At 69.6% G+C, this 18,555-nt stretch carries 10 protein-coding genes; 4 read left to right on the top strand and 6 right to left on the bottom strand.

Going from position 1 to position 18,555, the window contains the following annotated elements; genetic code table 11:
* Positions 1-33 precede the first annotated feature (33 nt).
* The 4 genes from PPSIR1_RS43680 to PPSIR1_RS24475 form a co-directional block, all read right to left on the bottom strand.
* Positions 34-2,922, bottom strand: coding sequence for a serine/threonine-protein kinase (locus PPSIR1_RS43680; RefSeq protein ID WP_006973858.1), 2,889 nt, complete (start codon positions 2,920-2,922; stop codon positions 34-36).
* A 76-nt stretch (positions 2,923-2,998) separates the two neighbouring features.
* Positions 2,999-3,634 carry an RNA polymerase sigma factor gene (locus PPSIR1_RS24485; protein ID WP_006973857.1) on the bottom strand — a complete coding sequence of 212 codons (636 nt, stop codon included), beginning with the start codon at positions 3,632-3,634 and terminating at the stop codon, positions 2,999-3,001.
* A gap of 23 nt (positions 3,635-3,657) precedes the next feature.
* Positions 3,658-3,876 (bottom strand): translation initiation factor IF-1, encoded by a 219-nt coding sequence (gene infA / locus PPSIR1_RS24480; RefSeq protein WP_006973856.1) that lies wholly within the window; start codon positions 3,874-3,876, stop codon positions 3,658-3,660.
* A gap of 120 nt (positions 3,877-3,996) precedes the next feature.
* A complete protein-coding gene (locus PPSIR1_RS24475; protein ID WP_006973855.1) occupies positions 3,997-4,740 on the bottom strand; it encodes a hypothetical protein in 744 nt (247 codons plus the stop codon).
* Positions 4,741-5,215: 475 nt separating this feature from the next.
* Here PPSIR1_RS24475 and PPSIR1_RS24470 point away from each other — a divergent pair, with 475 nt between their 5' ends.
* Complete coding sequence (locus PPSIR1_RS24470; protein ID WP_086001661.1) at positions 5,216-8,734, top strand: amidohydrolase family protein; 3,519 nt, start codon at positions 5,216-5,218, stop codon at positions 8,732-8,734.
* 223 nt (positions 8,735-8,957) lie between these two features.
* The gene (locus PPSIR1_RS24465) at positions 8,958-10,445 is read left to right on the top strand and encodes a hypothetical protein (RefSeq protein ID WP_157595934.1); all 1,488 of its coding nucleotides are present in this window, start codon (positions 8,958-8,960) and stop codon (positions 10,443-10,445) included.
* 16 nt (positions 10,446-10,461) lie between these two features.
* On the opposite strand, the gene PPSIR1_RS24460 is transcribed toward PPSIR1_RS24465, so the two are convergent.
* Complete coding sequence (locus PPSIR1_RS24460) at positions 10,462-12,330, bottom strand: DUF4215 domain-containing protein (RefSeq protein WP_232296540.1); 1,869 nt, start codon at positions 12,328-12,330, stop codon at positions 10,462-10,464.
* Positions 12,331-12,696: 366 nt separating this feature from the next.
* Between PPSIR1_RS24460 and PPSIR1_RS24455 the strand changes: the two genes are divergently transcribed.
* Both PPSIR1_RS24455 and PPSIR1_RS24450 read left to right on the top strand, forming a co-directional pair.
* Entirely contained in the window at positions 12,697-15,390 is a 2,694-nt protein-coding gene (locus tag PPSIR1_RS24455; RefSeq protein ID WP_006973851.1) for a LysM peptidoglycan-binding domain-containing protein, read from the top strand.
* A gap of 16 nt (positions 15,391-15,406) precedes the next feature.
* Positions 15,407-16,687 carry a hypothetical protein gene (locus PPSIR1_RS24450; RefSeq protein WP_006973850.1) on the top strand — a complete coding sequence of 427 codons (1,281 nt, stop codon included), beginning with the start codon at positions 15,407-15,409 and terminating at the stop codon, positions 16,685-16,687.
* Between the two features lie 6 nt (positions 16,688-16,693).
* On the opposite strand, the gene PPSIR1_RS24445 is transcribed toward PPSIR1_RS24450, so the two are convergent.
* Positions 16,694-18,241 carry a hypothetical protein gene (locus PPSIR1_RS24445; protein ID WP_006973849.1) on the bottom strand — a complete coding sequence of 516 codons (1,548 nt, stop codon included), beginning with the start codon at positions 18,239-18,241 and terminating at the stop codon, positions 16,694-16,696.
* Positions 18,242-18,555: the final 314 nt, after the last annotated feature.

Here is an 18,555-nt window from a genome sequence, read left to right as displayed (position 1 = left end):
CGCCCCCGGTTCGAGCCGCCTGCGGGGGCAAAGCTAATGCAGCTCGGCGGCGGCGTCGGGGTAGGTCGTGGCCAGGACCCCGCGGGTGGTCTCGAGCGCCACGCTGAGCTCGGCGCAGTCGCCCGCAGACTCGCCCTTGCCCGGCTTTTTGGGCACGCGCAGCTTGCTGTCGAAGAGCACCGCGACGTCGCCGCGCTCGTGGGCCCGGGCGATCGCAACGAGCGCATCCGAGAAGTCGGAGCAGGGCGTGGACGAGTCCTTGGCCTGGAGCAGGTCGAGGCCGCGCTGGCGCGCGTGATCGACCTTTTCGAAGTCCGCGGGGTGCTCGGCGAGGGCGTCGAGGATGCGGTGGCGCTCCCCGTGGCCGAGCTTGACCTTGGGGTCGCCGAGGAGCTCGATGAGGAAGGGCCGGCCGTGGCGACCGAGCTCACGCACGGCGGTGTCGATGGCGATCTCGCGCAGCTTGGGGTCGCGCAGCAAGGTGAGCAGCTCCGCCTGGAACTGCGTGTCATCGCCGAGGCTGTCGTCGGCGGCGACGGCCTCGGCGTAGCGGTGCAGCGCGCTGATGCGATCGGTCTGGTCGCCCGTGGCCAGGGCCCGACCCTCGCGCCACAGCAAGCCGGCGTCCTCGGGGAACTCGTCCTTGGCCTGGCGGATGAGGTCGATGGCCTCGTCGCGGCGCTTGCCGGTGATCGCCCGATCGATGGCGATGTAGGTGTCTTCGGAGGGTCGCGGACCAAAGCCGGCGGCCTTGGCCAGGCTCTCCTTGGTCAGGGGCTCTCGGGCGTCGGGCTTCGCGTCTGCGACGTCGGCCTGGGCCGTCGCGTCGTCGCTGTCCTTGCCCTCGTCGCCGTCGGGCCAGGCCGCGAGCACCACGAGGAGCAGGAGCACGAACAGGCCCCCGGCGCCGCCGTAGATGAGCGCAGGGGGGAGCGAGGGCGAGGCGGAGGCGGGCCGGGGCTGGGCTTGATTCGGGCCCTGGACCGGAGGCACGGTGTGGGCCGCCGTCGGCGTGGCCGTGGGCAGCTGCATCGTGCCGCCCCGCCGCACGCCGTCGCCGAGGCGGCGCTGGGCCGCGTCGGCGCTGGCCACCCGCTGGTCCGGATCCTTGGCCAGCAGCGCCATGCACAGCGACTCGAGGTCCGCGGGCACGCCCGCCGGCAAGGGCGGCGCCGGGCTGTCGAGGTGCATGCGGACCAGGGCGACGGGGTCGATGGCCCGAAAGGGCGGCTCGCCGGTGAGCAGCTCGTAGAGGATGACCCCGGCGGCGTAGAGGTCCGTGCGCGCGTCGACGACCTGGCCGCGGGCCTGCTCCGGGCTCATGTAGGCCGGCGTCCCGAACACCTGGCCGAAGCTGGTGATCGCCTTGGACGAGCCGTCGGTGACCTTGACCAGGCCAAAGTCGACGAGCTGGAGGCGCTCGTGGCCGTTCGCGCTCCGGGTCACGAACAGGTTCTCGGGCTTGAGGTCGCGGTGGATCACGCCCTGGCCGTGGGCGAAGTCGAGGGCGTCGAGGAGCTGGCGAAACAGCTCGCGGACGCGCTGGGCATGCAAGGGCGCGCCCATCAGCTCGCGCAGCTCGCAGCCCGTCAACAGGGGCATGATCAGGTAAGGGGTGTCGTCGGTGACGGCGTAGTCGAGGACCGGGACGATGTTGGGGTGGGACAATCGGGCGGCGGTCTCGGCCTCGCGCTGGAAGCGGGCGTGGATGTCTGGGTCGCCGCTCAGCGCGGCGTGGAGGATCTTGGCCGCGACGGTGGTCTGGGTCTGGGTGTCGAAGGCCTGGAGCACCGCACCCATGCCGCCCACGCCGATGACCGCGTCGAGGCGGTAGCGCTTGGCCAGGGTCTGGCCGATCATCGCCGAGGGGTTGGCCGGGAGCTCGCGGGCCGTGGTCACCCGGCGGGGGATGCCGTCGGACAGGCCGCCTGTCGGGGCCGCGCTCTGGCTCGCGCCCGGCTCCGTCGTCGCCCGGGTCCCCGGCGCGTCGACGCGCACCTCGGCGCCCATGCTGGCGCTCGCGCCCTTGCTCGCGCGCAGGGCCTGGACGCTGGCCAGGGCCTGCTCGGCGCTGACCGGGCGATCGTGGCGGGACTTTTGGAGCAGGGCGCCCACGAATTCGCGGACGGCCTCGGGGATCGACTCGGGCAGGGGAGGGGGGTCGGCCATGATCTGCATGCGCAGCACGGCGCCGACCTCCTCGGCGTCGAAGGGCGGGGCGCCCGTGAGCAGGTGGAAGGCGAGCACGCCGACGGAGTAGAGGTCGCTGCGCTCGTCGATCTTGCCGCCCGCGGCCTGCTCGGGGCTCATGTAGCGCGGGGTCCCGAACACCATGCCGGCGCGGGTCAGGGCCTCGACGGCGCCCTCGCTGTCGAGCAGCTTGGCGATGCCAAAGTCGACCAGCTTGGCGCGCTCCCGAGACGAGCTGGTGATGGTCGGCGCGTCTCCGGGCAGCTGCCGGACCAGGAACACGTTCTCGGGCTTGAGGTCGCGGTGGACGATGCCGTGGGCGTGGGCGTGGTCGAGGCCCGAGAGCACGTCCTCGATCACGCCCAGGGCCGCGTCGAGGGGCCAGGCCTCGCCCGCGTCGAGGGCCTCGCCGAGCTCGCGGCCGACGAGCAGCTCCATCACCAGGTACTTGATGCCGGCCTTGGTGGTCCCGAAGTCGTCGACGCGGACGCAGTTGGGGTGGGACAGGCGAGACGCGCTCTGGGCCTCCCGGTCGAAGCGCTTGGCGATGCCCGCGTCCGCGCCGATGTCGGGGTGCAGCACCTTGACCGCCACGTCCCGGCTCAGGCCCAGGTGGTGGGCTCGATAGACCGCACCCATACCGCCGGCGCCGAGCAGGGCGTCGAGGCGGTAGCGCTCGTCCAGGACCTCGCCGACGAGGGCCTCGAGCTTGGGGGAGGTCGAGGGGTTCACGCGGGGGAGTCTCGCACGGCTCGCCTGCGCGGGGGAGCAGGGAAGCCCCCGGTGCCCGCCCCGCCTGGGGACAGGCTCAACCGTCGTCGGGCTTGCCCAGCTGGGCTCGCAGCCCCTGGGCCCACTCGGCGAAGTTGGCGGTCGTGCTCGCGCTGAGCTTGTCGTCGTTGGCCAGCTGCACGATGAGCTCGTCGAGCTTCATCCGCGCCCGCTGCAAGCGACGCTTGATCGTGCCCTCGGGGGTCTCGGTCACGAGCGCGATCTCGCGGACGCTCAGGCCCTCCCAGTAGTGCAGCTCGAGGGCGATCTGCATCTCGAGGGAGAGGTGGCGCATGGCGACGAGCAGCAGCCGATGCTCGGCCTTGGCCGCGATCAGCTTGGTCGGCGAGCCGAGGCCGAGGTCGGCGACGGACTCGTTGCCGACCTCGAGCACGGCGTCGCGCCGGTTGCGGTCACGGATGTGCGTGTACAGCCGGTTGCGCGCGATGGTGTAGAGGTAGGTCCGGAAGCTCGCGTCGCCGCGGTAGCGATCCTTGCCTTTGACGCAGCCGAGGAAGGTCTGCTGGGTCAGGTCGTCGGCGGCGTCTTCGATCTTCGAGCGGAAGAAGCGGTAGATGGCGTCGAAGTGACGGGCGAAGAGCTCCCGCCCCGCGCGCTCGTCCCCGCCTCGCCAGGCCTCGAGCAGATCGAAGTCGTTGCGATCGTCCGCCACGGGGGAAGTCTAGCGTCTGACGCTCAGCGCACGCGGTAGACGATGCGTCCGCGGTTGGGGTCGTAAGGGGAGACGGCGACTTTGACACGGTCGCCGAGCACGACCTTGATGCGGAACTTTCGCATCTTTCCTGCGAGGTGGGCGATGACCAGGTGATCGTCGTCGACCTTCACCCGGAACATACCGCCGGTCAAAACCTCGGTGACGACGCCGTCAAACTCGATATGGTCGTCCTTGGGCACGGGCGGAGGGTATGGGGGGCAGGAGCCGGGCGCAAGGCAAAGCGGCGGAAATTGGAAGAACCTCGCGCGTGAGGCGCGAGGTTCTTCCAAATCGGCGCAGAGCCGGCCTGGGGACCGTACTCAGGGCTTGGGGGGCATCATCGGCGCGTCGGTGCCAGGGAAGGCGAAGGTGTCCTTGTCCAAGGTGGCGATGACGAGATCGTCGATCTCGGCCTGGCTGAGCTCGGCGCTGAAGTCCACGCCCGAGAAGAAGCGCGTGTAGTCCTTGGTGATGGTCAGCTTCTTGGAGAAGTTCTCCGAGGAGCTGATGTTGAAGGGCTCGCCGCCCTCGACGGAGCTGATGTCCACGGTGGCCTCGATGGCCATGTTGGACTGCCACACGAAGTCGACGTGGGTGTCGCCGTTGACCGCCGAGCCGGCCAGGTAGACCGTGCTGCCCTCGCCCTCGGCGCCCGGGCCGAAGCTCACGAGCAGCTCGCAGTAGTCGCCGGAGTCCACGCGCACGCCGCCGAGGCCGGTGACGTCGAAGTCGGGGGCCGCGTTGAGGTCCTCGGCGAGGGCGCCCCAGTACAGCTCGACGTCGAAGTTGTCGGCGCCGTCGCAGCGCTCGAGGCTCACGCCCTCGGTGGTGATCACGGCCTCGTCGATGAAGACCTCCCAGCCCATGTCGTTGACGAAGATGATCTGGTTGGAGTTGCGGTCGGGGACGTTGCCCTCGTCGTCGGGGCTACCGTGGCTGGTGGCGAACACGTCGACGACGCCGCTGGTCTCGGTGAAGACGTCGAGGAGTTCACAGCCGGTGGTCGCGACCAGGGTGGGAACGACGGCGAGGAGGATGGTGGAGAAGCGGCGCTTGGGGGACATGGCGGGCCTCGAAAATTCAGGTCGGTGGGGGCTCGGTGCGGGCGGTGGTCAAATGCCACGCAGGGTCATCAGGAGCTGAAAACAGTTAAGCCCCATTACGTGAAAGCGTGCAAGAAAAAAGCGGAGATAATATGGTCGTTTTCGCTCAAATCACTGGCTTTCGATCAAAAATGATGTGGAGAGATCTCAATATGTTCGCTATCGAACCAGGAGTGTTTGGATTCGAGCCCGGAATGCGTGAATTCGATCAATCGGCCCGATCATTTTCGAGCTTCTAGGCGCGAAAATGGGCGCAGCTTTGTGAGCCCGCGCCTATCAAATTTGTTCGCTTTGAGTCCGCGGTGACCGCCGCTTCAACGCGCCGATGACGCGCCAGTCATGGGCCCCATTCCAGGGTGTGGACCGGGATCGAAAGCGAGCAGCCAGACCCTGCCCCGGGCGGCTCTCCTGGAGTGATTGTGCGAGAGTGCCCCCGATGAAGGCTGATCGGATCGCCCCCTCTCGTCCCTTCGCTCTCCTCGGCGCCCTGGGTCTGGTCGCGCTCGCGTGCACGCCGGGCTCGAGCACACCCGCGGGGGAGCTGCGGGCCCCTCCTTCGGGGGTCACCGTGCGCGACGCCGGGATGGAGCCGCCCGAGTGGTGCGCCGACGGTGACGCGAGCGTGTCGGCGGACGAGGACTGCACCTGGAAGGTCGACAGCCCGCCCGGGACGCCTAAGGAGGTGACCCTCGACACCAGCACGGGCACGTGGATGAACCTCGACGTGTCCCCCGACGGGGCGACCATCGTCTTCGACCTGCTCGGAGACCTCTATAGCTTGCCCATGGCCGGCGGGGAGGCCAAGGCGCTGACCGAGGGCGTGGCCTGGGACATGCAACCGCGCTTCTCCCCCGACGGGCAGTGGCTGGCCTTCACCAGCGACCGGGGCGGCGGCGACAACCTGTGGGTGATGCCGGCCGACGGCTCCGACGAGCCGCGCCCGGTGACCTCGGAGAGTTTTCGGCTGATCACCGCGCCGGCCTGGAGCCCCGACGGCGAGTACCTCGTGGGCCGCAAGCACTTCACCTCGCGGCGCAGCATCGGCTCGGGCGAGATGTGGCTCTACCACCGCAGCGGGGGCAAGGGCGTGCAGCTGACCAAAAAGCGCACCGAGCAAAAGGACTCGGGGGAGCCGGTGTTCTCCCCGGACGGGCGCTACCTCTACTTCTCCGAGGACATGACCCCCGGCGGGGTGTTCGAGTACAACAAGGATCCCAACGGCCAGATCTACGCGATCCGGCGCCTCGACCTGGAAGAAGGAAGGCTCGAGTCGATCGTCGGCGGCCCCGGCGGGGCGGTCCGGCCCACGCCCTCTCCCGACGGCAAGTACCTCGCCTACGTCCGCCGCGTCCGCCTGAAGTCCGTGCTGTTCGTGCGCGAGCTCGAGTCGGGCAAGGAGTGGCCGGTCTACGACGCCCTCGACCGCGACATGCAGGAGACCTGGGCCATCCACGGGGTCTACCCGCAGATGGACTGGACCCCGGACGGCGAGGCGATCGTGTTCTGGTCGGGCGGCAAGATTCACAAGGTGGGGCGCGAGGGCGGGGAGGCGACGATCATCGACTTCCACGTCGAGCACACCCGGACCGTCTACGAGGCCCGGCGCAACGCCGTCGAGGTCGCGCCGGAGAGCTTCGACGTCAAGGTGCTGCGCTGGCCGCAGCTGAGCCCCGACGGATCGAAGGTGGTCTACCAGGCCCTGGGCAAGCTCCACGTCCGCGACATGCAAAGCGGCGAGGTCCGGCGGCTGACCACTCAGGACGAGCACATGGAGTACTACCCGAGCTTGTCTCGGGACGGCCGCTTCGTCACCTACGTCAGCTGGGACGACGAGCAGCTCGGCTCGGTCCGCGTCGTCCCCATCGAGGGCGGGGCCGAGGGCAGGGTGGTCACGCCCACGCCGGGGCACTACGTCGAGCCGGTCATGGCCCCGGACAACTCGACGGTGGTCTACCGCCGGACCCGCGGCGGCGGGCTGATGTCGCCGCGCTGGTCTGAGAACACCGGCATCTACGCCGTGCCCTTCGACAGCAAGCCGGCCCGCCGCGGGCGGCGGGGCGCCGAGGCGGCCAAGCCCGTCGAGACCCGGGTCAGCCGGGGCGGCTCCGAGCCGCACTTTGGCGCGGACTCCGAGCGGGTGTTCCTGATCGACGGGGGCCCCGACGATTCGCGCGTGCTGGTCAGCATGGCGCTCGACGGTTCAGAGCGCCGCGAGCACGCCAAGAGCGCCCGCGCCGAGCAGTTCGCCGTGTCCCCGGACGGGCGCTGGCTCGCCTTCGTCGAGGGCTTCCGCGTGCACGTGGCCGCGTTCCCGACCACGGGCACCACCGTCGACGTGGGCCCCAACGGCGGCGGGCTGCCGAGCGCCAAGGTCAGCGAGCAGGCCGGCTGGTTCGTGCACTGGTCCGGCGACGGCAAGGCGCTGCACTGGATCCTCGGCCCCGAGCTGATGACCCGGCCGCTCAACGACGTGTTCGACTTCCTCGACGGCTCGGCCACGGCCGAGAAGCCGGCCGAAGCCGAAGCCGCTGAAGGAGAAGGGGAGAAGCAGGCCGACGAGCCCGAGCCCAAGATCGAGCGGGTCAACGTCGGCTTCTCCGTGCCCACGGACGCGCCCACGGGCAAGCTCGCCCTCGTCGGCGGCAAGCTCGTGACCATGAAGGGCGACGAGATCATCGAGTCCGGCACCCTGGTCATCGAGGGCAACCGGATCGTGGCCATCGGCGCCAAGGACCAGGTCCAGGTCCCCGGGGACGCCACGGTCATCGACGTCTCCGGCCACACCCTCATCCCCGGCCTCGTCGACGTCCACGCCCACGGCCCCCAGGCCAGCCGGGGCATGCAGCCCGAGCAAAATTACCTGCACTACTCGGAGCTGAGCTTCGGCGTGACCACGGTCCACGACCCCAGCAACGACAGCCTGTCGATCTTCTCTTCGGCCGAGCTGGTCAACGCCGGCGAGACCGTGGGCCCGCGCATCTACTCCACGGGCACCATCCTCTACGGGGCCGAGGGCTCGTTCCGGGCCCAGATCGAGACCCTCGACGACGCGCGCATGCACATGGGCCGGATGAAGGCGATCGGCGCCATCTCGGTCAAGAGCTACAACCAGCCCCGCCGAGACCAGCGTCAAAAGGTGCTCCAGGCCGCCCGCGAGATGGACATGATGGTCGTGCCCGAGGGCGGCTCGCTGTTCATGCACAACATGACGATGGTCGTCGACGGGCACACCGGGGTGGAGCACGCCATCCCCGTGGGCTCGATCTACGACGACGTCCGCCAGCTGTGGGGCGGGACCGACGTGGGCTACACGCCGACGCTGGTCGTCGCCTACGGCGGCGTGTGGGGCGAGAACTACTTCTATCAGCACGACGACGTGTGGGCGCACCCGCGCTTGATGGCCTTCGTGCCCCGGCAAAACGTCGACCCGCGCTCGCGCCGGCGCATGCACGTGGGCGAGGACGACTGGAACCACGTCCGCGCGGCGTCCATCGCCAAGGAGCTCAACGACGTCGGCGTGAAGGTCAACCTCGGCGCCCACGGGCAGCGCGAGGGCCTGGCCGCGCACTGGGAGCTGTGGAGCTTCGTGCTCGGCGGCATGACCCCGCACGAGGCCCTGCGCGCCTCGACCCTCAACGGGGCCTACTACGTCGGCCTCGACGCGGACCTCGGCTCCCTCGAGGTCGGCAAGCTCGCCGACGTCGCGGTGATCGCTGGCGACCCCCTCGCGGACATCCGCGTCAGCGACGACGTGGCCTACACCGTGGTCAACGGCCGCATCTTCGACGCCGCGACCATGGCCGAGGTCGGCAACCATCCCCGGGACCCGAGCCCGCTGTGGTGGCAGATCGACGCCGACGGTCAGCCGGAGGACGCCCTCGACCTTCCGTCGAACATGGCGGTGGCCGGCCCAGGCGAGGAAGTGTTCGGCGAGGACGCCTACTGCCACCACTGAGCTCGTTTTCGAGCGATTGTTGAACAAAGCCTGACCGTGATTTTTTGGCACGGTCAGGCTTTTTTTCATGGATCGTTCGGCTGTTAGAACAGTTGTGCACGCCATGTTCGAGGGGAGATTACGGCTCTTTCGCCGTATCGATGTCGAAGTGAGTGCTCGATCGGCTAGAGGTTTTTTGAGTCGAGGCGCTTGCGTTTGACAAAGTTTGTTCAATGTTTGGTTCATGTCCAGCACCGACATGCGCCGACTCCGTCGTCTCTCCCTCATCCTCCCGACTGCGCTTTTGGCGCAGGGTTGTGTCGCCGACGACGGCGCGGGTGACGGCGAGAGCGGTGACGGCACGGAGGAGGTCGGGGACGAAGGCGACTCCTTCGACGACGACGGTGGCGAAGGAGAGGAGAGCGGGGAGACGGGCTCGGAGCCCGAGTCCTCGGCGGGCAGCTGCGACTACGTCAGCGTGTTCACGCAGTCGGCCGAGTGCCGCGAGTACACGGGCTCGGGGTGGACGGGCGAGGCGGTGGTCGACGACTGCGCGGCCCTCTACGGCGTGTCGGCCCTCGACGCGTTCTGCTCGACCCAGGACGTGCTCGGGCGCTGCGTCACCGACGGCGGGACGCCCGGGGAGGTCAAGACGGTCATCTACGGGTTCGACGCGGACAGCTGCGAGGTCCAGGCGGTGGGCTGCGAGACCTTCGGCGGGGGCGAGTGGGTGCCCGAGCCGATCTGCGACGGCACGGGCAACGGCGGCGGCGGCGGCCCCTTCCCGACCTTCACCCAGCCGACCCTCGAGTGCGTCGACCCGCTGCCCGGCGAGGCCCCTGGGACCAGCGCGGACGGGCAAGTCTGCACCTGGCAGATGATCGGCGGCGCGACGGAGCCGGGCCGGCAGTTCGAGGACTACGCCAGCTGCGAGGTGGTCTACACCCAGCGGCCCTACTACTACGCGCCGCCGAACACGGCCGAGCCCGCCGAGGACCCGCGCATGGAGGACCCCACCTACGTCGCCGAGCTCGACTGGGTCAAGGAGCAGGTCGAGGCCTCGGGCTGCGTGTGCTGCCACTCCGACGTGGCCCCCGACGGCCCCGGCAACTGGACCGTCGACGCCCTCGGCAACTGGACGGACACCTTCTACGACTCGGGCCTGGCCTTCGCGGCGGGGTGGATCGACTCGAGCGCCTTCGGGGCCTACCCGGCCGAGGACAACAACGGCTTCGACCGCGACCTGGTCGGGATCCCGAGCACGGACCCCGAGCGCATGCTGGCCTTCTTCGAGGCCGAGCTGGCCCACCGCGGGCGGACCAAGGACGAGTTCGAGGGCCAGTTCGCCGGGGGGCCGCTGCACACCCAGCGCCTCTACGAGCCGACGGCCTGCGAGGGGGGCGAGGGCGTCGACGCCGACGGCACGGTCAAGTGGGGCGGCGGCCTGGCCCGCTACGTCTACGTGCTCGAGGCGGGCAGCGAGAACCCGACCGTGCCGCCCAACCTCGACTTGCCCGAGGGGACGGTGTGGCGCGTCGACGTCCCGGAGGCTGGCGATCCCATCGGCAGCGGCACGGTCAGCTTTGGCGAGGTGCCGGCGGGGACGAGCCAGCGCTTCCCGGCCGAGGGCGCCGCGCCGGCGGCCCTGGTCCCGGGTGAGGACTACTACCTCTACGTCTCGCGCGACGTGATCCAGCCGATCACGCGCTGCATCTTTACTTACCAGGGGTAGGGCGCAGGGCTCGAGCTCACTCGATGAGCACGTAGATGCACGAGTTCGGGCAGTCGTCGGCGTTGTTGTAGTTCCCGTCGTCGCAGTCTTCCTGCTCCTGGACGATGCCGTCGCCGCAGTACTCCCCGAGCACGCAGCCCGGGGCGCACTCGCCGTAGCCGCCGTCGTTGACCCCGTCGTCGCACTGCTCGCCCAGGCCGACGATGCCGTCGCCGCAGATCGCCAGGCAGTTCGAGGGCGTGTTCGAGAAGCCGTCGAGGGTCAGGCGGAAGGAGGAGCCGTCGAGCTTGCGCTCGGCCTGGAACACGGAGATCTGGTAGACGCCGCCGTCGGTGAGCTGGAACTGCCCGGCCGTGGCGGCGCTGATGGTCACCGAGCCGCTCTCGGGCACGTGCACGCCGCCCAGGTCGACGGCGAGGCGGTTGTTGACGAACACCCACACGTCGTCGTCGCCGGTGAAGTCGAGCTGCGCGATCACGTCGGCGTCGTACTGGAACCAGTACACGACCTCGGTGGTGAAGAAGAAGTTGTGGTTGCCCGCGCCCGGGATGATGTCGGACTCGTAGGGCCAGCTGTCGTAGCCGTAGGCCGGGCCGACCCGGGCCGGGTGCAGGGTGTCCGCGAGCGCGTCGGGGTGGCCGTCGATGGGGAAGAAGAAGGGCTGGCCGTCGTAGGCGACCTCGTCGGCCCAGCAGCCCGTGTTGGGGTCCCAGGGGCAGGGCACGCAGCCATCGTTCACGCACTCGGCGAGGGTGTTCGCGGCCCACTGGGCGTTGACGAAGGCCGTCCACTGCTCGCCGTTTTCGCCCCAGCGGTTGACGTAGCCGCCCTGGCCGTTGTCGAACAGCACGATGTCGCCGACGATCGTCGCGCTGTCGGCCGAGTCCGTGTACCACTGGCCCAGGCTCCCGGCCTGACACAGCGAGCCTGTGGGCACGGGCTTGCCCTGGCCGTCGAGCATGGGCTGGACGCCTCCGGGCTGGAGCCCGTCGCAGCTCACGGAGAAGTCGGGGTGGGCGGCGAGGAAGTCGCGGAACACGGCGGGCACCCGGAGCACGCACTCGCCGTTGATCATCTCGCAGGCGTCGTCTTCTTCGCAGGTGAAGCCCTCTTCGATGGTGCACTGGGCCGAGCAGCCGTCGCCGTCGGTGTTGTTGCCGTCGTCGCACTCCTCGTCGATGATCAGCCCGTCGCCGCACTCGGAGGTGCAGCCGTTCTCGTCGCAGTTGGGCTCGGCCTGGCAGATCGACGAGCAGCCGTCGAAGGGCATGGTGTTGCCGTCGTCGCAGGCCTCGGCGCCCTCTTGGATGCCGTCGCCGCAGGTCGTCTCGGTGCACATGCTCGGCTCGCCCTCGCACTTCCAGCCGATCTCGATCTTGCAGTTCTCGGAGCAGCCGTCGCCGGGCTCGACGTTGCCGTCGTCGCAGGGCTCGGGCGGGACGACCAGCCCGTCCCCGCACAAGGGGTACTGCACGCAGGGCTCCCCGGGGGTCGGGCACTGCCAGCCCGCGCCCACGCACAGGCAGTCCCCGGAGCAGCCGTCGCCGTCGTTGGTATTGCCGTCGTCGCAGGCCTCGTCGTCGGTCAGCACGCCGTCGCCGCAGTTGGGCGGCGTGGGCACGCCCTCGAGGCAGGTCTCGCCGTCGCCGCCCGAGGTGGTCGTGTCGGTGTCCGTGTCGAGGGTGTCGGGCCCGTCGTCGTCGTCCCCGTCCTCGGTGTCCATGCCCGTGTCGTCGGAGTTGCCCGCGGTCGTCAGGGTCAGCGCGGTCCCGGCCTCGTCATTGCCCGCGCCCTCGGTGGGCGTGCAGGCGGCGGCCGTGATGCCGACGCCGACCGTGAGGAGGGCCCAAGGGGCGAGGGATTGACGGACGATCCAAGACGGCATGCTCAACTCCGAATTTCAGGGTGAAAGCCAGGGAGAAGTCCCCGCTTCGAAGACGCCCACCAAAGCAACGCGGCGTCCAAGTTCGCTCCCACGATACCACCGCAGCCTGGGAGCCCGCTGGACGGGCGCGCGCTCGAAATTCGGGGCGGTGCTTCGAATCCGATCCGAGTTTGAGAATTTTCGATCACCCCAGTGTTCGAATCCGGCGCGCGTTCGGGCTCGGCGTGCGCCGCCTGCGGGCGCGGGCCCGGGAGGGGGCGCGACGCTTCGCTTGGAATGCACGGCCGCCGAGGCCGCAGGGCTGCGTTGCCAAACTGGCGAGCGAGCATCGCCGCGGCTGGGCTATGATGCGCGCCGAGGTCGCCCGTGCCCAAACAACACGAGGTCAAGCAAGGGGAGACCCTGCCCGAGATCGCTCGGCGCTACGGGTTCACGAAGTGGGAGGTGGTCCGCGACCACCCGGACAACGCGGAGCTGTTCGAGACGCGGCGCGAGGGGGTGCTCTACCCCGGGGACGTCGTCGTCATCCCCGACTTCGACACCAAGACCGACGCCGCGGGGACCCGCGCCAAGCACGAGTACGTCATCCCCAAGCCGCGCCGCTGGCTGCGGCTGCGGCTGCTCGACGGCGCCAACGAGCCGCTGAAGAACTACGCCTACGAGCTGGTCCTGGCCAAGCGCGGCAAGGCTGAGCAGCAAGAGGGCACGACCGACGGCGACGGCATCATCCACGTCGATCTGCCCCTGGACATCACCCGCGCGGCGGTGGCCGTGACGACCCCGGACGAGCCGGCGCCGCTCGACGGCAGCGGCCCGGTGCTGGCCCGCAAGACCCGCTACGAGCGGAAGATGCGGGTCGGCCACCTCGATCCGGTGACCCACCTGACCGGCGTCCACGCCCGGCTCCAGAACCTCGGCTACTTCTTCGGCGAGATCAGCGAGACCTACACCCACAAGACCCGCCTGGCTGTCTACAAGTTCAAGCTCGACTGGGTCGACGGGGCCGCGGACAAGGCCGAGAAGGGCGAGCTCGACGGCAAGCTCGACGACGACACCCTCGCCAAGCTCGTCGAGGTCCACGACAACCTGGTCAAGTCGGGGCTGAGCTTCGCCGACAGCGTGCCCAAGCCGATCCCCCGGGGCCGCGAGAGCTCTCAGCGCGTCGACAGCCACCTCGTCGCGCCCGTGGTCGAGGAGTCCGACGCGACCTTCAACACCCTGCGCCTGTCGCCGCCGCCGGATCTGGTGTTCGACGCGCACATGCACATCCAGAGCAACAGCTGCGCGCCGATGCCCCTGGTCTGGGGCATCGTGCCGATGGGCGCGGTCGACGGGCAGCCGCGCCGGCGCCTCGACTGGCTCGCGCGCAGCTGGCTGTTCACCCAGCTCAAGGGCGAGTTCGGCACCGTCGGCACGCAGTCGACCAACGCCATCGGCGACATCGCGGCCGCGCGCAACAAAAAGACCTTCGTGGACGAGCGCTCCTTCCCGCGGACCAACGCCGGGGAGGTCCGGCTGACGCCGATGATCGTGCTCGAGATGGACATGGAGATGGCCCACCTCGACGGCTACCTCGGCGAGCCCATCTACTATCCGGTGGCCCAACGCAAGGAGCGCTCGTACACCGAGTACGTGTCCACGGGCATGGGCATGGGCATGGGCATGCCCGTGGCGGTCGAGTCCTGGGAGGCCCTGGGTCCGGCCATCCCCCGGCACGTCGACGCGAGCACCGGGGCGCCCTACACCGCGGCCGAGAAGGCCCAGGCCGAGGCGGCCCGGGACGCGGCGGCGCAGCAGGCCGGCAAGAAGATGCGCACGGTGACCTTCGCCGAGCGCAACGGGGTCGCGGGCGAGTTCTACTACTTCATCTCCTACGACATGGACACGTGGGAGGACACCAACGAGGCCCAAAAGTGGAAGGTGGAGTTCGTCGACGACGAAGAGTACGACCTCTACGAGGGCTTTGGTGAGCAGCAAGAGCGCACGCTGATGGCCGCGGTCAAGAACCCGTGGAGCTACATGCCGCTGTTCCACTACGACCCCCGGCGCTGGCAGCTCGCGCCCGGGGCCAGCGGTCGGGGCGTCGCCGAGGCCTGGGACAAGCCCTTCGACAAGGTCGCGACCAAGAGCCACGTCGGGCCTTACATCGGCTTCAAGATGTACACGCCCCTGGGCTACAAGCCGAGCGACTACGAGAAGTGGCTGCCGCAGATGGCCAGCTACTTCCAGCGCTGCCAGGCCGAGGAGATCCCCATCCTCACCCACTGCACGCCGGGCGGCATGTACACCAACGAGCGCGACCTCTACTACGAGGTCGCCTCGGACGCGGTCAAGCGCACCCTCCAGACCAGCAAGGGCAAGGACCCCAAGCGCAAGGCTCGGATCCGGTGGTTCTCCGACACCCACGTCAGCCCCGACGCCTGGCGCCCCGTGCTGACGCGCTACCCCAAGCTCAAGCTGTGCCTGGCCCACTTCGTGGGCGACGACTGGGAGGACTGGCGCGGGAGCATCCGCCGCAACATGGCGACGCGCTGGGCCATGGGCCACCGCGACCCGAGCGTGTGGTGGAACGAGTCGGGCACGGGCCCGTGGGTCAAGTCCATCATCAAGCTCATCGAGGACTTCGAGAACGTCTACACGGACATCTCCTACTTCGACGTCGAGAAGCACGAGGAGGCCTTCACCTGGCTGATGAAGGCCTACCCCTACCTCAAGCGGCGCATCAACTTTGGGACCGACTGGTACATGGTCGAGAACGACATCAAGGGCTACGACAAGTACTGCCGGAAGATGAAGGGCGCGATCGACCGGGTGAACGCGGCCGTGTTCCCCGATGACCCCATCCCGCTGTGGGAGCGCTTCACCCGGGACAACCCGCTGCGCTGCTACCGGCTCCTCGACAGCGCCGAGAACTGGGTCGCTGGGCTCAAGGAGTCCAACGCCAGGATCAGCCGCAAGGCGCGGCAGATGAACATCGAGTGGCGCAAGAGCGAGTACGACGACGAGCTGACCCGCGGGCTGTCGCAGTTCCTGCGCGTGAATCACCTCGACCCCAGCTAGGAGCCCCGTGCCCGTGATGGATCCTTCCAGGCTCTGGTACCCCATCGATGAGGCTCGCGCCGCGGACGGGCAGGTCGCTCGCCGCCACCTCTTGCCGGCCCAGGTCAACGGGGTGTTCGCCACGCCCTGGCCGGCCTGCGTGGGGACCATCGAGCTCAACAACGGGCTGACGGCGATCCGCCTCGACGGCCCGGACGCGCCGACCCTGCAGGTGGTGATGCGCGACTACGCCAACATCGTCAACACGGGCTCGCAGCTGTACCCGCGCCAGGCCTGGCCGGGGGTCGTGGCCTACGCCGGGCGCCGGCGGGCCCACGTCCTCGACGTGTCGCCGGTGACCGCCGACAACCCCGGCGACCCCAAAGCGCGCGCGCGCGCGTACTTTTTGGCCGGGCGCTTCGACGAGCAGGTCATCTCCTTCGAGGCCCTGGGCCCGACCCGCTACCTCAGCATGGTCGCCAAGTCTGGCATGGGCCGCGAGCCCCTGCGCCTGCTGACCCTCGACGTGCAGGGCGGATCGCCGAGCTTGGTGGGCGAGCGGAGCATCCCCGCTGACGCCTTCGTGCACGTGTGCGGCCCGGGCATGTTCGTCTACGACCGCCAGTCGATCGTGCCCATGACTCACCAGCTCCAGGACATCCAGCACGCCCTCCCGGGGGTGCTGATGCTCCTCGACGAGCCCGCCGTGCTCCCGCGCCCGGTCGACTGGGTCGACCCGCGGCCGCCGGCCCTGCGCGCGCGCGAGCCCGAAGGGGAGGGCGAGGAGGGGCAGGACCACGCGCGCATGCTCGAGCCCATCGAGGAGCTCCTCGTCCACCCGCGCGCGCCCCTGGCCGTGCTCGTGACCGAGCGCGCGGGGGGCAACGCGATGTGGCTGATCAGCTGGCCGGACCCCATGCGCCCCCAGGTCGAGGCCGTGACCTTCGCCCGCGAAATCAGCGGCCTCGAGTGGTCCCCCGAGGCCGACTGGCTGCGCTTTTCCAGCTACACGGCCAACGCCAAGGCCGGCCCGGACCAGGCCCTGTTCGCGATGAGCGTCCGCCTGGATCGCCTCTACCACCCCGACCACGCCCCGCGCGACGAGGACGGGCTGATCGTCCCGACCCTGCCGCTGGATCCGCCGCGCATGCTCTTGCTGGGGGAGGGCAGCCCTCCGAGCCTGCGCTCGCTGGCGTGGCTGAACCGCCCCGCGGGCTTGGTCGCCAGCACCGGCGAGGCGCTGCACCGCTGGGACCTGAGCCGGCCCCAGGAGGACGCGCGGCCCCAGGGATCGGGCTCGCACCAGGCCGCGACGTAGGCCCTCTCAGTACTGAATGCTGACCGCGATCTCGTCGAGGGGCGCGTGGCGGGTCACGCCTGGGTCGGCGTCGTAGGCCTCGAGGGCCGCGATGAAGCGGGCCTGGGCGGCGACTCGGCGCGGGTCTTCGAAGCCGTAGTCGACCTCGCGCAGGGCTCGGTGCGTCGAGGGCCGGACGTGCATCAGGTAGGTCAGGTACATGCGGAAGCGGTCCTCGAGGGTGGTGAGGACGCCGCGGTCGAGGCTCGGCAGGTCGCGGGAGCGCGGCGGGGGCAGGCGCAGGCGCATGCACAGATCGAGGAGCGGGATGGTGCTGAAGGAGTAGTGGTCGACGCTGTGGGCGATCGAGGCGTTGTAGATGACCTGGCCGATCGCCGCGAGCACGTCGGCGCGGGCGCTCCCAGGGCCGGGGAAGCCGGGCACGTGGGCGGCGGCGGCCTCGAGCCAGCGCTCGATCACCGCGTCGTCGAGGGCGACCCCGTCGAGGGCCTCCTCGACGAAGGCCATGATCACCCGGTGGTAGCCGCGGACGAAGTCGCCGTAGTCGCCGTGCAGCCGGGGAGGCTCGCGGGGCCAGCGGTAGGCCGAGACGTCTTCGTGGTTGAGATCGCCGCAGTAGTAGGCGCTGAACAGCTCCAGGGGCGACTCGGGCCCGTCGTTGGCGAAGCCCGTGAAGAACTCGCGCTGCCGGTTGTGGAGCGGGGACTTGTCGATGAACATCACCGAGAAGTTGAGGCTCAGCTGGTTGAAGAAGTGGGGCGCGAGCAGGCGCGCGAGGGGGTGCGCGGGCGGGAGCACGGTCTTGCTGACGGCGTTGATGGCGTCCGCGGGGAAGTGGTTGAGGGGGTGGTGGCCGAACACGGCGCAGTAGGTCACGCCCTGCATCGCGTGGTACTTGGCGAGCTCCCAGGCGGGGCCGTCTCCGGCGCGGATCAGCAGGGGCGCGTCGTCGCCAGCGCGGGGTTCGATGGCGACGGCCAGGGGCTCGCAGGGCGCCCCGGGGCGCGGGCGCAGGAGGTAGGTGATGGCCCCCGCGATGTGCAGGCCGGGCAGGGGCCGCAGCAGGGCCGCCGGGGTCGTGTCGTACTTGTAGACCGTGCCCCCGAGCCCAGGCGGGAGCTCGAGGCGGGCGCGCTCGGCAGGGGTCAAGGAGGGGCTCATCCCTCGGCACATCACCGTCTGCGTCAGGTGGTGGGCAAAGTCTGCGTCGCTGAGCGCGGGGTACTCGGCGTGCTCGACGGCGAAGCGCATGGCCGGGACGCTGTGTTGACGCAGGGCCCGGGTCAGCCGCCCGATGGTCACGCGCCGGAACTCGCTCAGCTCCGCGGAGGGCAGGTGCAGCACGGAGGGGGGCAGGCGCGTCGGGGCGTGGGGGTTGGGCTGGGGCCAGGGCGAGCGGATCATGTAGCGGTAGCGCTCGCGGGCCAGGCTCCGAGCGCCTCGCCATGGCGGGCGGGCGCCAAAGAGGGCCTGCCAGGACTGGCCTGCGCTCTCTTGGGCGAGGCTGCGCGCGACCTTGGAACTGAGCTCTGCGAGCTCCAACATGACGGCCATGGAGCGAGTGTAGTCATTTATGTTGTGCTCGTGCGAATCATTGTGGGCTATCGATATCGAGCATCCGATGGTTCGAATCAGTGCTCCCATTCGCGGGGGTTGTTCCCACGTGGGGGGTGGGTAGGTCCCACGAAGGTCTGGGGGCAGTCACTTCGAGTGGAGCTCAGCTTGGTATTGCCTACTTCAATGCCGTCACTCGTCTGTTTGTTGTGCGCTTTTTCGCACGGATGCCGAGTTTCCGGTTGGCAACGAGCGGGGCTTCGATGGAGGGCGGGCACGGGCCGGGAGGGTCGGATCCCCCGCTGTCGCCTGAA

The sequence above is a fragment of the Plesiocystis pacifica SIR-1 genome, assembly GCF_000170895.1.
GTDB classification, from domain to species: Bacteria; Myxococcota_A; Polyangia; order Nannocystales; family Nannocystaceae; genus Plesiocystis; species Plesiocystis pacifica.
The sequence above is the reverse complement of the archived record's forward strand: the minus strand, read 5'-3'. Positions and strand labels throughout refer to the sequence as shown.

Coding starts and splice junctions, on each gene's coding strand:
- PPSIR1_RS24445 (WP_006973849.1), bottom strand. CDS start 18,241: ATGGCCGTCATGTTGGAGCTCGCAGAGCTCAGTTCCAAGGTCGCGCGC.
- PPSIR1_RS24470 (WP_086001661.1), top strand. CDS start 5,216: ATGAAGGCTGATCGGATCGCCCCCTCTCGTCCCTTCGCTCTCCTCGGC.
- PPSIR1_RS24450 (WP_006973850.1), top strand. CDS start 15,407: ATGGATCCTTCCAGGCTCTGGTACCCCATCGATGAGGCTCGCGCCGCG.
- PPSIR1_RS24460 (WP_232296540.1), bottom strand. CDS start 12,330: ATGCCGTCTTGGATCGTCCGTCAATCCCTCGCCCCTTGGGCCCTCCTC.
- PPSIR1_RS24465 (WP_157595934.1), top strand. CDS start 8,958: ATGTCCAGCACCGACATGCGCCGACTCCGTCGTCTCTCCCTCATCCTC.
- PPSIR1_RS24475 (WP_006973855.1), bottom strand. CDS start 4,740: ATGTCCCCCAAGCGCCGCTTCTCCACCATCCTCCTCGCCGTCGTTCCC.